The organism is Ramlibacter sp., assembly GCF_035548915.1.
Taxonomy (GTDB): Bacteria; Pseudomonadota; Gammaproteobacteria; order Burkholderiales; family Burkholderiaceae_C; genus Ramlibacter.
The window spans coordinates 258,917-273,159 of record NZ_DASZSE010000018.1; the positions used below are offsets into that span (position 1 = coordinate 258,917).

A 14,243-nucleotide genomic window follows, 5' to 3' on the forward strand; every position below is an offset into this window, starting at 1 on the left:
ATCATGCATCCGAACCGCGGAACTGTCAAATACCGGCACTGCCTCACAATCGGGTCCATGGTCGAGACCGAATCGCCTTCCGTGGTGCGCACGCATCGCAGCCGGCTGCTGGAAGGCATGGCGCATGCCGTGGCCGCCAACGGCTACGCCGAAACCACCATTGCCGACATCGTGCGCGAGGCGAGTGTGTCGCGCCGCACGTTCTACGAGCATTTCGCGACCAAGGCGGAGTGCCTGATCGCCTTGTACGAGGCCTCGAGCCACAACGCGTTGAAGGTCCTGCGCGACGCGATCGATCCCGCGCACGAATGGCAGACGCAGATCGAAAGCTCGCTCAGTGCGTATCTCGGCTGCATGGCGGGCAACCCGGTGCTCATGCGCACGCTCTTCATCGAGATCCTGCACCTGGGCGACGAGGGGCTCGAGTCCCGCCGCCGCGTGAACAGCGAGATCGCCGAATTCATCGTGCGCATCGTGAATGTGACCAAGCGGCGTCATCCGCTCACGCGGCAGATGGCGATGGCGGTGGTGGGCGGCATCAACGAGCTGGTGCTCGAGTACATCGAGCAGGACAAGGTCGCGAAGCTGCGGGAACTCGTGGCGCCCGCCAGCGAGCTCGTGCGCAAGGTGATCGCGACGGATTGAATTCGACGCAGAGGGCGCAAAGGTTACGCAAAGGACGCAAAGAACAAAAGAATCCTGTATTTCCTTTGCGGCCTTTGCGTACCTTTGCGCCCTCTGCGTCCAAAAAAATCTGCGCGCTGTACTTCGAATGAAGGGGCACTCCGGTGCCCCCCCGAATCAGCTGTGGAACTTCACCACCAGCGGCACGATGAGCAGCGCCACGATGTTGATGATCTTGATGAGCGGGTTCACCGCCGGGCCCGCCGTGTCCTTGTAGGGGTCGCCCACGGTGTCGCCGGTCACGGCCGCCTTGTGCGCCTCCGACCCCTTGCCGCCGTGATGTCCGTCTTCGATGTACTTCTTGGCGTTGTCCCAGGCGCCGCCGCCCGTGCACATCGAAATCGCGACGAAGAGGCCGGTCACGATCGTTCCCATGAGGAGGCCGCCCAGTGCGCGGGGCCCGAGGAAGAGGCCGACCAGGATCGGCACCACCACCGGCAGCAGCGAGGGGATCATCATCTCCTTGATCGCGGCGCCCGTGAGCATGTCCACGGCGCGGCCGTATTCGGGCTTGCCGGTGCCTTCCATGATCCCGCGAATCTCGCGGAACTGGCGGCGCACTTCCTCCACCACCGCGCCCGCGGCACGTCCGACGGCTTCCATCGCCATCGCGCCGAAGAGGTAGGGGATCAGGCCGCCGATGAAGAGGCCCACGATCACCATCGGATCGGAGAGGTCGAAGCTGATGTGCTGGCCCGAGGCTTCGAGCTTGTGCGTGTAGTCGGCAAAGAGCACGAGCGCGGCGAGTCCGGCCGAGCCGATGGCGTAGCCCTTGGTCACGGCCTTGGTCGTGTTGCCCACGGCATCGAGGGGGTCGGTGATGTCGCGCACCGAAGAGGGCATGTCGGCCATTTCGGCGATGCCGCCCGCGTTGTCGGTGATCGGGCCGTAGGCGTCCAGCGCGACCACGATGCCCGCCATCGACAGCATCGACGTCGCCGCGATGGCGACGCCGTAGAGGCCCGCGAGCGCATACGACACGACGATCGCGATGCACACGCACAGCACGGGCAGTGCCGTGGACTTCATCGACACGCCGATGCCCGCGATGATGTTGGTCGCGTGGCCGGTGGTCGAGGCCTGCGCCACGTGCTGCACCGGATGGAACTGCGTGCCGGTGTAGTACTCGGTGATCCAGACGAGCGCGCCGGTGAGCACGAGGCCGACCACGCAGGCGCCCCAGAGCTTCATCACGCTGCCCGACGCGGCGATCGCGTTGTCGGGGATCAGCCAGCCCGTCACGAAGTAGAACGCGATCAACGACAGCACGCCGGCCACGATGAGGCCCTTGTAGAGCGCGGGCATCACGTTCTTCATGCCGGGCGAGGCCTTCACGAAGAAGCAGCCGATGATGGAGGCGATGATCGACACCGCGCCGAGCGCGAGCGGGTAGAGCACCGCGCTCTCGGGCGAGGCCGTGACGAGCAGGGAGCCCAGCACCATGGTCGCGATGAGCGTCACGGCGTAGGTCTCGAAGAGGTCCGCCGCCATGCCCGCGCAGTCGCCCACGTTGTCGCCCACGTTGTCGGCGATCACGGCGGGGTTGCGCGGATCGTCCTCGGGGATGCCGGCTTCCACCTTGCCCACGAGGTCGGCGCCGACGTCGGCGCCCTTGGTGAAGATGCCGCCGCCCAGACGCGCGAAGATCGAGATGAGCGACGCGCCGAACGCGAGGCCGATGAGGGGATTCAGCAAGTCGGCGAGCTTGCGGTCCGGCGTGAGGTTGCCGTTGCCCGCGAGGAACCAGTAGAAGCCGGTCACGCCGAGCAGGCCGAGGCCCACGACCAGCATGCCCGTGATGGCGCCGCCGCGGAAGGCCACGTCGAGCGCGGGGCCGATGCCCTGCGTCGCGGCCTGCGCCGTGCGCACGTTGGCGCGCACGGAGACGTTCATGCCGATGAAGCCGCAGGCGCCCGAGAGGATCGCGCCGATCACGAAGCCGATCGCCGTCGTGCCGGACAGAAAGACGCCGATCAGGATCGCGAGGACGACGCCCACGATCGCGATGGTGCGGTATTGGCGCGCGAGGTAGGCGGCCGCGCCGGCCTGCACGGCAGCGGCGATTTCCTGCATGCGCGCGTTGCCGGGGTCCTTCCCGAGAATCCAGCTTCTGGCCCAGAAGCCGTACACCACGGCCGCGAGGCCGCAGACGAGCGCCAAAATCAGCGCCGAGTTGCCAGTCATGAAGTTTCTCCTTCGATTTCGCTCGAGTCGTGACAGAGGCACCGCAGTCGGCGCCTCCGCTGCGTTGCTTCCTCGGTTCTCCAGCGTGGAGACGATTGGCCAACCCGCGGACTATAAACGGCAAAGGGTGGCGGTTTCGCGTCAGGCCGGGGAAAGGACGGGGTGGGAAACTAGAATCAGGGTTTTCACTGATCCTCCAGAGAGAGAAGATGTCCCTCGACCAAGTCACCCCCGGCAAGCATTGCCCCGATGCGTTCAACGTGATCATCGAGATTCCGATGAACGCCGATCCCGTGAAGTACGAGGTGGACAAGGAAACGGGTGCGATCTTCGTGGACCGCTTCATGTCCACGTCGATGCACTACCCCACGAACTACGGCTACGTGCCCAAGACGATCAGCGGCGACGGCGACCCGGTCGACGTGCTCGTGATCACGCCCGTGCCGCTCATCCCGGGGGTCGTGGTGACGTGCCGGCCCATCGGCATTCTCAAGATGGAAGACGAAGCGGGCGCGGACGCGAAGGTGCTCGCGGTGCCGACCGACAAGATCCTCTCGATCTACACGCAGTGGCAAAAGCCCGAAGACCTGAACCCGCTGCGGCTGAAGACCATCTCGCACTTCTTCGAGCACTACAAGGATCTGGAACCCGGCAAGTGGGTGAAAGTGCTCGGCTGGGAAGGGCCCGACGCCGCGCGCCGCGAGATCCTCGACGGGATCGAGAACTACGCGAAGGCGCACGGATGAGGGGCGTCGTCCGGAGTCCTCGGCGGGGTCGTCACACGCCAATGTCATAAAGCTTCCCTAACCTTGCGCGCTTCCATCATGGGAGGTTCGCATGGCATTGGGCGCAGGCAGCATCGCGTTCGTCGGATTCGACGCGGATGGCAATGACGGTTTCGCATTCGTCGCGCTGGAGGCGATTCCCGCCGGCCAGGTGATCTATTTTCGTGACGACGAGTGGAACGGCACGTCGTTCAACACGGGCGAAGGCCGCATGTCGTGGACCAACGACACCGGCAGCGCGATCGCGGCCGGCACGGTCATCGAACTCACGAATCTGAGCGCGGGAACGCTCGCGTCGAGTACCGGGACGGCGGCAAAACTGAGCGGCAGCATCGCCCTCGGCAATTCGGACGAGGCACTCTACGCCTACACGAGTACCGCCAGCGACACCGCCGGCACGTTCACGTTCCTCACCGCCGCCGCCAACAGCACCTATTCGTCGGCCGGCGCGTCGCTCGCCGGCACGGGCCTTGCCGCCGGAACGAACGCGCTCGAATTCGGCAACGGCTTCGACGTGTACGCGTACGACGCGACGACCAATGGCACCGCCTTCGATTCGCAAGCCGCCGCGCTCGCGGTCCTGAACAACCCCGCGAAGTGGCTGAGCGAGGACGGCAGCGGCAACCAGGATGCGAACGGAACCGTGCCCGATGCGCCGTTCCTCGCGAACTCGCCGCTCGCGGGAAAGTCGTTTTCCATCGGCGCCGCGAGCGGTGAGCCGGACACACCCGGCAGCGTGCAGACGTTCACGCCGAATCCCGGCACGACGAAGGACAGCTCCGATGCGTCGGCCGCCATCGCGCTCGATGCGGACTGGATGATCGTGGGCGACGACGAGGCCAACGTGCTGCGCGTCTACCCGCGCGCGGGCGGTGCGGCCGTGGCCGAATGGAACTACGAAACGAACGGGCCGCTGCTCTCGGGCGAGCTCGACCTCGAAGGCGCCACGCGCATCGGCAACACGCTCTACTTCATCGGCTCGCACAGCAACGACAAGGGCGGCAACGAAGCCAGCTCGCGCGAGGCGATCTTCGCCGTGACGGTGTCGGGCACGGGCGCGGCCACGCAGTTCACCTACGTCGACAAGTACACCGGCCTGGAGAGCGCGCTCGGCGCCTGGGACGCCTCGAACGCGCACGGGCTGGGCGCGAACCACTTCGGCCTCGCCGCGTCGGCTCAGAACGGCGTGGTGCCCGAAACGGTGGGTGGCTTTTCCATCGAAGGCCTGGCGGCAAGCGCCGACGGCTCGCAATTGTTGATCGCATTTCGGGCGCCGCTCGAAGACACCGCGGCGCGCGGCCACGCGCTCATCGTGCCGGTGGAGACGTCGAGCATCTTCACGGCAACGCCCGTGTTCGACGCGCCGATCGAACTCGACCTCGGCGGACGCGGCATTCGCGACATCCAACGCGCGCCGGACGGCAGCTTCCTCATCGTCGCGGGCCCCTCCGGTGCGGCGACGACGGACGTGACCGACGATTTCCGCCTGTTCCGCTGGGACGGCACGAGCAGCACGGCGACGTCCCTGGACGTCGCTCTCGATCCGCTGCTCACCGCGACGGGCGGCAGCTTCGAGACGATCGTGGAGGCGACCAGCACCGCCGCGGGCACGCTCGTGCAACTGCTGCAGGACGACGGCGACACGGTGTGGCCGGGCAAGTCGGTTGCGTCGAAGGACCTTCCGTCTTCCGAGCAGCAGTTCCAGGGCACGTGGGTGGAGCTCGGCGCGAACGTGACGGACACGAGCGGCCCGGTGCTCGCCTCCAGTGCCCCCTCGGATGGCGATGCGGCCGTCAACGGCCAATCGAACATCGTTCTGCGCTTCGACGAAGGCGTGGTTCGCGCAAGCGGCAGCTTCGTGATCCATCGCGCGAGCGACGCCGGCGTGGTCGAAACCATTCCCGCGGCCAACGCCGCTTTCGCCTACAACACCGTCACGCTCGATCCGGCCGCCGACCTTGCCGAGGGGACGCACTACTACATCGAGACGACGGGCACGCCGGTCGCCGATCACGCGGGCAACGCGTGGGCGGGACTCACCGGCGCGGAGGCGTTCGACTTCACCACGTCCGCGCCGCCGACCGTCGCGAAGCTGCTCATCACCGAGGTGAATTCCAACGCGACCGGTGGCGACTTCTTCGAGCTGTACAACTACGGCACGAGCGCGATCGATCTGACCGGCTACCGATACATCGACAACGGCACGAGCTTCGCGTCGGCCAACGCGAAGACCTTTCCGTCGATGACGCTCGATGCGGGCGCCAAGCTCATCGTGGTGGCGAACACGACGGATGTCGCCGCATTCCGCACGGCATGGAACAACCTGCCCGCGGGCGTGAACGTGATCGCGCTGGGTGGACAGGGCCTCGGCAACCCCGATGCGGTGTTCGTCTACGACAGCTACGGTCGCGTCGTCTCCGCGTTCAACTATGGCTCGACCGACCTGACGGGCAGCGATGGCACCGTCGTGCATCCCGCTGTGCGAACCGACGGTGGCACGATCTCCGGCACGCAGCACGCGGGGCCTTCCGTGGGCGCGGGCAACAACGCGGTCTCGGCGGTGTGGGACGAGACTTCGGTTGCCTCGCCGAAGTACGAACCGGCGCAGCCCGGGCTCTTCGGCGGGTTCGCGGAGTCGGGCTCGGCGAACGCGATCGGTTCGCCGGGCAATCCGGTGGGCGGCAGCATCGCCCCGGCCTACACGCAGCCCTTCACCGCGGCGCTGGGCGACTTCACCGCGTACAGCGTCGATGCCGACACGTCGCACACCTGGAGCAACTCGGGGGGCCGCGCCACCGCGAACGGCTTCAACGGGTCGGCGCCGGAAAACGACTGGCTCATCTCCAAGGGCTTCAACCTCGCGCTTACCGATGCCGAGTTCCTGAGCTTCACCACGACGACGCGCTTCCTCGACAACGGCATCGCCGGGGCGGAACTGAAGGTGCTGTATTCCGCGAACTACAGCGGCAGCGGCAGTCCCGCGGCGGCCACGTGGACCGAACTCCCGTACACGCCTTCGCCCGAGAACAGCCAGCAGACGACTTCCTCGGGGCTGATCGATCTGTCCCACATCGCGGGCACGAACGTGTTCTTCGCCTTCCAGTACCAGTCTTCGGGCAATGCGACCAACAGCGCGGCGCAGTGGCAGGTGGACGACGTGAAGATCGAGGGCTACAGCGGGGCCGCGCTCGCGATTGCGGCGACGAGCGCCGCGAAGGCGGAAGGCGATGCCGGCACGACGGACTTCACGTTCACCGTCACCCGAACCGGCGACACGTCCGGCGCGTCGTCGGCTTCGTGGAACGTCGCCGGCACCGGGGCGAACCCCGCGGACGCGGCCGACTTCGGCGGCACGCTGCCTTCGGGCGTCGTGGACTTCGCGGGCGGCGAAACCAGCAAGACCGTCACGGTGCACGTGAGCGGCGACACGCAAATCGAATCGTCGGAGGCCTTCACGGTCTCTCTCTCGGGGGCGACGGGGGCAACCGTCGTGCAGTCGAGCGCGACCGGCACCATCGTGGCGGACGACGTGCTCATCACGAAGATTTCCGCGATCCAGGGCGCGGGCGTGTCTTCGCCGCTCACCGGCAACTCCGTATCGATCGAGGGCGTGGTCACCGCGGTGATGCCGGGGCTGAAGGGCTTCTACGTGCAGGAAGAGGCAGCGGACTCCGACGGCGACGCGTCGACTTCCGAAGGCATCTTCGTCTATTACGGCAACACGCCGCCCGTGGGGCTCGACGCCGGGAGCGTGGGCGACACCGTGCGATTCACCGCGAACGTGTCCGAGTTCAACCACATGACCGAGCTGTCGGGCATCAGTGGGTTCCAGGTGATCTCGGATGGAGACACCTCCGATCTGCCGCCTGCCGTCATCGTCACGCTGCCCGTTGCCGACATGGTGAACTGGGAGTCGCTCGAGGGCATGCTCGTCACCGTGGAGTCGGCAACGGCCGGCGGCGACCTCGTGGTGACCGACAACTACAACCTCGGCCGCTACGGGCAGGTCACGCTCAGCTCCGACGGCGTGATCGAGCAATACACCGAGAACCACGCGCCGAGCGTGCCGGGCTACACCGCGTGGGAGGGTGAGGTCCAGCGCGACCAGATCGTCGTGGACGACGGGAATGCCGCGCAGGATCCCGACCCCATCGTATACGGGCGAGGCGGCGACCCGTTCGGCGCGAACAACACGCTGCGCGCGGGCGATTCGGTCGCCTCCGTCACCGGCGTGGTCGACCAGTTCGCCGATGGCACCGAGCTCGCGTACCAGACGACGTATCGCGTGCAGCCGACAGCCTCGCTCGATTTCACGGGCGACCCGCGGCCGACGAGCGCGGACATTCCTTCGGCTGTCGCCAACGCCGAAGTGAAGGTCGCATCGGTCAACGTGCTCAACTACTTCGACACCTTCGGCGCGGCGGACTTCACGAATCCGAACGGCACCGTGCTGGAAGGCCGCGGCGCGGACGACGCGCAGGAACTGCAGCGGCAGCAGGCGAAGCTCGTGGCGAACATCCTCGGGCTCGATGCCGACGTCGTGGGCCTCATGGAGATCCAGAACGACGGATTCGGCGACGGCACGAGCGCGATCGATTCGCTCGTGGACGCGCTCAACGCGGTGGCCGGTGCGGGCACGTACGCGTACATCGCCGGGCCGTACGCGGATGGCAACGGCGCGCCCGCGCCGACGGCGGGCGACGACGCGATCATGGTCGCGATCCTCTACAAGCCGGGCACCGTCACGCCTGTGGGCGGCGCCGTCGTACCCGACGTGACCGATCCCGCGTACGACGCCTTCACGGCCACGTACGGCAACCGCGTGCCGCTCGCGCAGTCGTTCGAGACGAACGGCGATGGCGACGTGTTCACGGTGGTCGTGAACCACATGAAGTCCAAGGGCAGCGTGAACGATCCCGACATCGGCGACGGCCAGGGCGCGAACGACCAGGCGCGGCTGAACGCCGCGCACGATCTCGCGGCGTGGCTCGCCACGAATCCCACGGGCATTTCCGATCCGGACGTGCTCCTCATCGGCGACTTCAATTCGTACGGCATGGAGGACCCGCTCGCCTATCTCGCGGGGAAGGGCTATCAGGAGGTCTCATCCGGCCAGTCGTACGGTTTTGACGGCTTCTGGGGCTCGCTCGATCATGCGCTGGCGACGTCCAGCATGGCGTCGCAAGTGGCCGGAACCTACACCTGGGAAATCAACGCCCAGGAGCCGGGCGTGCTCGACTACAACACGGACTTCAAGAGCGCGGGCCAGCAAACGTCGCTCTACGCGCCGGACCCGTATCGTTCGAGCGACCACAATCCCGTCCTGATCGGCCTGAACCTCTCGACTTCCCACGAAGTGACGGGCGGCCGCGGCAACGATCATCTCGAGGGTGGCGACGGCAACGACACTCTTTCCGGCGGCGCGGGCAAGGACACGATGGCGGGCGGCGCGGGCGACGACACGTACTACCTCCAGGACGCCGACACGGTCGTCGAAACGGCCGATGGCGGGACCGACACCATCGTGACATTGCGATCGGACACGAGGCCGCTCGCTGCCAATGTCGAAAACCTCGTCCTTGCGGGCGACGCACGCGCCGGCACGGGCAATGCGCTCGACAACACCATCACCGGGACCGACGGCGCCAACAAGCTCGACGGGCTGGACGGCGACGATCTGCTCGACAGCGGCGGCGGCAACGACAATCTGGACGGCGGCGCGGGCAACGACACGCTTCAAGGCGGCAGCGGCGACGACAGGCTCTTCGGGCGCGCGGGCGACGACGTGCTCGAGGGCGGCGCCGGCAACGATCTCATGGACGGGGGGACCGGCAGCGACCGATTCATCGTCGGATCGGGCAGCGGCACCGACACCATCCGGCAGTGGTCCGCGGCGGACGTGCTGGTGCTGGAGTCGAACCTCAACGGCAGCGGCATCGTCGACGCCGAGTCGGCGCTCGCGCATTCGCACCTGGTCGGCCGGACGAATCTCGAATTCGACCTGGGAGGCGGCAACACGCTGACGCTCACGGGCGTGCAGGCCGTGGAGATGCACGACCTGCACATCGAATTCGCGAGTTGAGCGGGCGGCGCCGGCCGCTCACGGGCTGGTGCGAGCAAGGCGGGCGGGGATGCCGTGCCCACCTCGCGCGTTGATCACTTCTTCTGCGCGACCTTCTCGCCCGAGTCGGTCGAATCCTTGCTCGCGTCCTTCTCCGCGGCCTTTTCCTGGCCGGTCTTCACGTCCACCGACGGCACCGTGATGGTCTTCTCCTCGGTCGTGAGCTTGGGCACCTTCACGGTTTCCTCCTTCTTGCTCACGTCCACGCTCGGCGCGGTCACGTCGTACTTCGGCAGCGTCACGTCGCCTTCCTGCTTCTTCTCGACGGCGTACTTCGGCATGGTGAGGCTGCCTTCCTGGGTCTTCTTCACGTCGCAGCCGGCCAGGCCGAGCGAGCCAATGGAAGCCACGAGGGCGATGATCAACGGCGTCTTGCGCATGGGTGCTCCCTTCGAATGCATCGATTTCATGCATCGCATTGTGCGAAGGCACGGCAAGCGCGGCTGTCGGTTCGCGGCCTGAGCGGTTGTGCGCGCCGCACCTACGCGGCGCGTGCGGACGGGGCCACGCTATAGTCCCCCGCATGGACGAGCAGCTCACGCAGGACATCTTCCACTCGCCCGGCGTGCGGGCCCTGCGCGCGGACCTCGCGCTCGCGCTGCGCGCGGCCGCGCACCACGGCCTGGGCGAGGGCGTCTGCAACCACTTCAGCGTGGCCTTGCCGGACCACGGCGGCCTGTTCCTGCTCAATCCGCGCGGCCTGCAGTGGCGCGAGGTCCAGGCCCACGACATCGTGCTCGTGGACGACGCCGGGCGCCGTCTCGCCGGCGCGCACGAGATCGAGCCCACGGCGATGTTCATCCACGCGGCCGTGCACCGCGTCGCGAACAAGGCGTGCGTGATGCACGCGCACATGCCGTATGCGACGGCCCTCACGCTCACCCAGGCCCGCTCGCTCGACACGACGCTCTCGCAGAACGCGATGCGTTTTCACGGCCGCATCGCGGTCGATGCGGCGTACAACGGCCTCGCGCTCGACGCCGAGGAGGGCGAACGCATCGCCTGCGCCATACAGGGCGCGGACATCGTCTTTCTCGGCAACCATGGCGTCATCGTGTGCGGCGCGCGCGTGGACCACGCGTTCGACGACCTCTACTACCTCGAGCGCGCCTGCATGGTGCAGGTGCTCGCGCACTCGACGGGGCTGCCGCTTGCTCGCGTTCAGCCGGCGATCGCCGCCCGCGTCGCGGCCCAGGCGGGCACCGAGCGCGTGCAGTCGGAACTGTTCTTCGCAAGCTTGAGGCGATCGCTTCGCTGAACCGCCGCGCGATCGCGCATCGCGACCATCGACGGCTCGAACGCGTAGACGATCGCGCGCCGATGCTCGGTCGTGAAGAAGGTCTCGCCCGCCTTCAGCGTGATGTCGCGCGGATCGTTGTCGAGCGTGATCCAGAGGCTGCCGCTCATGCAGGAGATTTCTACGCCCGCCGGATCGGCGATCTCGAAGATGCCCCGCTTTTGGAGCCCGATCCTGCCCCGGTCGAACTGTGCCTGCATGGTGAACCCCTTTTGCATGATCTGTGCGAATGACTATAGTGAGCAGCACTCCTCTTCTCAAACGCTCGTTTCTCATGCCTCGCATGCATTCCGGGAATGCGAATGGCGCACCGGCGGCCGAGCCGACCCCTCGGTCGAGCGCCGTGCCGCGTTCGCGCCAGCTCCGGCTGGACCTGCTGCACGCCTTCGAGGCGGCGGCGCGCCACCTGAGCTTCACGCGCGCGGGCGACGAGCTCGCGATCTCGCAGTCGGCGGTGAGCCGGCAGATTCAGCAGCTCGAGGAAAACCTCGGCGTGTCCCTCTTCGAGCGGCGCCACCGCGCGCTCGCGCTCACCGAGGCGGGGCGCGTGATGCTCCGCGCGGTGAACGACAGCCTCGAGCGCCTGCGCGACGCCGCATCGCGCGTGCGTCCGGCGGCGCAGCGCGGGCGGCAGGTCGCGATCACGTGCACCCCGGGGTTCGCCTCGTTCTGGCTCATCCCGCGGCTTGCGCGCTTCACGTCCGACCATCCGGATGTGGACGTGCGCATTTCCGCGACGCTGGAAGTGGTGGACCTCGATCGCAGCAGCTTCGACCTCGCGGTGCGCTTCGTGCCGAGCGCGGTGGGCGTGGGCCCCATCCTCTTCGAAGAAGAAGTGCAGCCGCTTTGTTCGCCCATGCTGCTGGCCGATCCGCGCCGGCCGCTGAAGACGCCCGGCGATTTGCAGCGCCACACGCTACTCACCGTGGAAGTACCGCAGTCCGAACTGCCGACGATGGACTGGGAGCCGTGGCTGAACCTCATGGGGCTCGACGACGTGCGGCCCGCCAATACCGTTCGCTACACACAGTATTCGGAAGCGGTGGCCGCGGCCGTCGCGGCGCAGGGCGTCGTGATCGGGCGCTTGCCGCTGCTCGCGCAACTCGTGGGCGAGGGCAAGCTCGTCGCTCCCTTCAACACGCCCGCGGCCTCCAGGCGCGGCTATTTCGTGACGCTCGCCCCCGACGGGACCCGCAATCCCGACGCGCGGGACTTCGTTCGCTGGATCGTCGAGGAAGCGGCGCTCGCGCACCGCCGGCAGGTACCCGGTTCCGCTTCGCCCGATCCCGCTTCGCCCGATCCCGCTTCGCCAGGTCCTGCTTCGCCAGCTTCAGCGCTGCGCCGTGGATGACCCCGCGGGCATCGGGGGGGCGGCAGCCTGCAGAGGCAGGTCCACCGGCCGCGCCCAGCCTTCGCCCGGCACGAAGGTGCTCGACTGCATCTGGTCTGCGTCGAACCCGCTGGGCCATTCGGCGCGGGCGTTGCCGTCACGGTCCACCTCGATGCGCACCGCCGTCGTGTCGAGCGGGCCGCCCTCGTCGTGCGGGCGCGGCAGCGCGCCGGGCATGACGTCGGGCGTTTCCCAGCCGCGCCCGTGCTGCCAGCGGCTGTAGCGCAGGCTTTCGATGTCGCCCACGGTGTGCTGCCACACCGCGATCGCGACGCCCCGGCCGTTGCTCGCGAGCCGCGCGTGGCTCGCGCTGCCCGCGATGGTCTCGAGCGGCTTCGGGCGTTCCCAGTTCGTGTTGAGCGTCCAGCGCGACACCATCACGCGGCCGTCCTGCAGCCACAGCGCAAGGCCCGTCTTCGAATCCGCCATCGTGACCTGCACACCCGTTCCCGATGGCGCGGGCGCGGGCGGCAACGCACCCGCCCGGCGTTCGCGCGCCGAGGTCGGCGAACGCGTGCCGCCGCCGCTCGCGCTGGGCGCGAAGCCCGAATTGCCGAGCACCGACGTGGTCGAGTCGCTGCCGCTGGCGGGCTCGTGACGCTGGCACGCCGCCAATGCGGTGCTCAGCACCGCGGCCCAAAGCCAGGCTTGTCGCCAGGCTTGTCGCCACGCGTGTCGCAACGCGTGCCGCCATGCGTGTCGCCGAGGGTGCCGGCAGGCGTGTCGCGCCAAAGCTCGTCAGCCTCCCTTGCGTCGCGCGGCGGGCTTCGCGCTCGCGCGCGCCTGAGCCGCGCTCTTCGCTGCGGCCGACGCGCGCGTGCGCGTGGCGCGCACGGGCGTTTCGTCGTTGGCGGCTTCGCGCCGCGCGGCCTTCTTCGCGGGTGCGCGCGTTTGCCCGGCGGGCGAAGCCGCACCGCGCAGGCTTCGCCGCAGCAGTTCCGTGAGGTCGATGACTTGCGCGCCCGCTTCGCCCGCGACTTCCTCGCCGGCGAGCGCCTTCACGGCGTGCAGCCCGCCTTCGCGCGCCTTCTGCTCCACGAGCTCCATCAGCTTCTCGCGAAACTCGTCGTGAAAGAGATCGGGCTGCCACTCGCCCGCCATGGCCTGGACCAGCTGCTCGGCCATCCTGAGCTCGGCGGCGCCGACTTTCACGTCATCGGCGGGCCAGGGCAGGCCCGCGGTGTCGCGCACTTCCTCTACCCAGCGCAAGAGATTCAGCACCATGCCGTCGCCTTGCGGCACGAGCGCGGCCAGGTGCTGCTTCGTGGAGATGACCACGCGCGCCACGCCCGCCTTGCCGGTGCGCTTGAGCGTCTCGCGCAGCAGCGCGAACGGCTTTTGCCCGCCCTTGCCGGCGGGCGCCACGTAGTACGGCTTGTTGAAGAAGAGGATGGGCACCTCGCCGATGTCGACGAACGCCTCGATGTCGATGGTCTGGGTGGCTTTCGGCAGCGCTGCCTTGATCTCCTCGGGCGACAGCACGACGAAGCGGTCCTTCTCCACTTCGAAGCCCTTCACCACTTCTTCCCGCTGCATGGCTTCGCCGGTGGCCTTGTTGACCTGGCGGTTGCCGACGGGCGCCATCGAGGCCTTGTCGAGCAGGTTGAACTTCACGCGGTGCTCGGCGATGGCCGAGTGCAGCGTGACGGGAATATGGACCAGCCCGAAGCTGATCGCGCCCTTCCAGAGCGTGCGGGTGCTGGGCGGTGCGGCCATGGGCGGCTCCTTGCTTGCCGGCTTCGAGTTGCCTGGCCTTCGACCGTAGGCCGCGCTTCGCCCGCC

11 protein-coding genes are annotated in these 14,243 nt (G+C 67.8%); 6 read left to right on the forward strand and 5 right to left on the reverse strand.

Annotated elements, in window-relative coordinates; all coding sequences use genetic code 11:
- Nucleotides 1-57 precede the first annotated feature (57 nt).
- A complete protein-coding gene (locus tag VHA82_RS05340; RefSeq protein WP_325540972.1) occupies nucleotides 58-645 on the forward strand; it encodes a TetR/AcrR family transcriptional regulator in 588 nt (195 codons plus the stop codon).
- Nucleotides 646-801: 156 nt separating this feature from the next.
- Here the strand turns inward: VHA82_RS05340 and VHA82_RS05345 are convergent, their stop codons facing one another.
- Entirely contained in the window at nucleotides 802-2,868 is a 2,067-nt protein-coding gene (locus tag VHA82_RS05345; protein ID WP_325540974.1) for a sodium-translocating pyrophosphatase, read from the reverse strand.
- Between the two features lie 209 nt (nucleotides 2,869-3,077).
- Here VHA82_RS05345 and ppa point away from each other — a divergent pair, with 209 nt between their 5' ends.
- Nucleotides 3,078-3,614: an inorganic diphosphatase gene (gene ppa, locus VHA82_RS05350; protein WP_325540976.1), complete on the forward strand. Its 537-nt coding sequence runs from the start codon at nucleotides 3,078-3,080 to the stop codon at nucleotides 3,612-3,614.
- Nucleotides 3,615-3,705: 91 nt separating this feature from the next.
- Complete coding sequence (locus tag VHA82_RS05355; RefSeq protein ID WP_325540978.1) at nucleotides 3,706-9,735, forward strand: ExeM/NucH family extracellular endonuclease; 6,030 nt, start codon at nucleotides 3,706-3,708, stop codon at nucleotides 9,733-9,735.
- A gap of 74 nt (nucleotides 9,736-9,809) precedes the next feature.
- Here VHA82_RS05355 and VHA82_RS05360 read toward each other — a convergent pair whose 3' ends face one another.
- The gene (locus tag VHA82_RS05360; RefSeq protein WP_325540979.1) at nucleotides 9,810-10,154 is read right to left on the reverse strand and encodes a hypothetical protein; all 345 of its coding nucleotides are present in this window, start codon (nucleotides 10,152-10,154) and stop codon (nucleotides 9,810-9,812) included.
- Between the two features lie 143 nt (nucleotides 10,155-10,297).
- Here VHA82_RS05360 and VHA82_RS05365 point away from each other — a divergent pair, with 143 nt between their 5' ends.
- Nucleotides 10,298-11,032, forward strand: coding sequence for an aldolase (locus VHA82_RS05365; RefSeq protein WP_325540981.1), 735 nt, complete (start codon nucleotides 10,298-10,300; stop codon nucleotides 11,030-11,032).
- Here the strand turns inward: VHA82_RS05365 and VHA82_RS05370 are convergent.
- Nucleotides 10,936-11,271 carry a DUF2917 domain-containing protein gene (locus tag VHA82_RS05370; protein ID WP_325540983.1) on the reverse strand — a complete coding sequence of 112 codons (336 nt, stop codon included), beginning with the start codon at nucleotides 11,269-11,271 and terminating at the stop codon, nucleotides 10,936-10,938. The two genes, VHA82_RS05365 and VHA82_RS05370, sit on opposite strands and share 97 nt — an antisense overlap.
- A 143-nt stretch (nucleotides 11,272-11,414) precedes the next feature.
- Here VHA82_RS05370 and VHA82_RS05375 point away from each other — a divergent pair, with 143 nt between their 5' ends.
- Nucleotides 11,415-12,422, forward strand: a complete 1,008-nt coding sequence (locus VHA82_RS05375; RefSeq protein ID WP_325540985.1) for a LysR substrate-binding domain-containing protein — start codon at nucleotides 11,415-11,417, stop codon at nucleotides 12,420-12,422.
- Here the strand turns inward: VHA82_RS05375 and VHA82_RS05380 are convergent.
- On the reverse strand, nucleotides 12,402-12,890 hold the full coding sequence (locus VHA82_RS05380) for a hypothetical protein (RefSeq protein WP_325540987.1): 489 nt from the start codon (nucleotides 12,888-12,890) through the stop codon (nucleotides 12,402-12,404). The genes VHA82_RS05375 and VHA82_RS05380 overlap by 21 nt on opposite strands.
- A 1-nt stretch (nucleotide 12,891) precedes the next feature.
- Between VHA82_RS05380 and VHA82_RS05385 the strand changes: the two genes are divergently transcribed.
- Nucleotides 12,892-13,059, forward strand: a complete 168-nt coding sequence (locus VHA82_RS05385) for a hypothetical protein (RefSeq protein ID WP_325540988.1) — start codon at nucleotides 12,892-12,894, stop codon at nucleotides 13,057-13,059.
- 140 nt (nucleotides 13,060-13,199) lie between these two features.
- Here the strand turns inward: VHA82_RS05385 and VHA82_RS05390 are convergent, their stop codons facing one another.
- Nucleotides 13,200-14,177, reverse strand: a complete 978-nt coding sequence (locus VHA82_RS05390) for a Ku protein (RefSeq protein WP_325540989.1) — start codon at nucleotides 14,175-14,177, stop codon at nucleotides 13,200-13,202.
- Nucleotides 14,178-14,243: the final 66 nt, after the last annotated feature.

Coding starts and splice junctions, on each gene's coding strand:
- VHA82_RS05360 (WP_325540979.1), bottom strand. CDS start 10,154: ATGCGCAAGACGCCGTTGATCATCGCCCTCGTGGCTTCCATTGGCTCG.
- VHA82_RS05390 (WP_325540989.1), bottom strand. CDS start 14,177: ATGGCCGCACCGCCCAGCACCCGCACGCTCTGGAAGGGCGCGATCAGC.
- VHA82_RS05380 (WP_325540987.1), bottom strand. CDS start 12,890: ATGGCGGATTCGAAGACGGGCCTTGCGCTGTGGCTGCAGGACGGCCGC.
- VHA82_RS05340 (WP_325540972.1), top strand. CDS start 58: ATGGTCGAGACCGAATCGCCTTCCGTGGTGCGCACGCATCGCAGCCGG.
- ppa (WP_325540976.1), top strand. CDS start 3,078: ATGTCCCTCGACCAAGTCACCCCCGGCAAGCATTGCCCCGATGCGTTC.
- VHA82_RS05370 (WP_325540983.1), bottom strand. CDS start 11,271: ATGCAGGCACAGTTCGACCGGGGCAGGATCGGGCTCCAAAAGCGGGGC.
- VHA82_RS05345 (WP_325540974.1), bottom strand. CDS start 2,868: ATGACTGGCAACTCGGCGCTGATTTTGGCGCTCGTCTGCGGCCTCGCG.
- VHA82_RS05365 (WP_325540981.1), top strand. CDS start 10,298: ATGGACGAGCAGCTCACGCAGGACATCTTCCACTCGCCCGGCGTGCGG.
- VHA82_RS05355 (WP_325540978.1), top strand. CDS start 3,706: ATGGCATTGGGCGCAGGCAGCATCGCGTTCGTCGGATTCGACGCGGAT.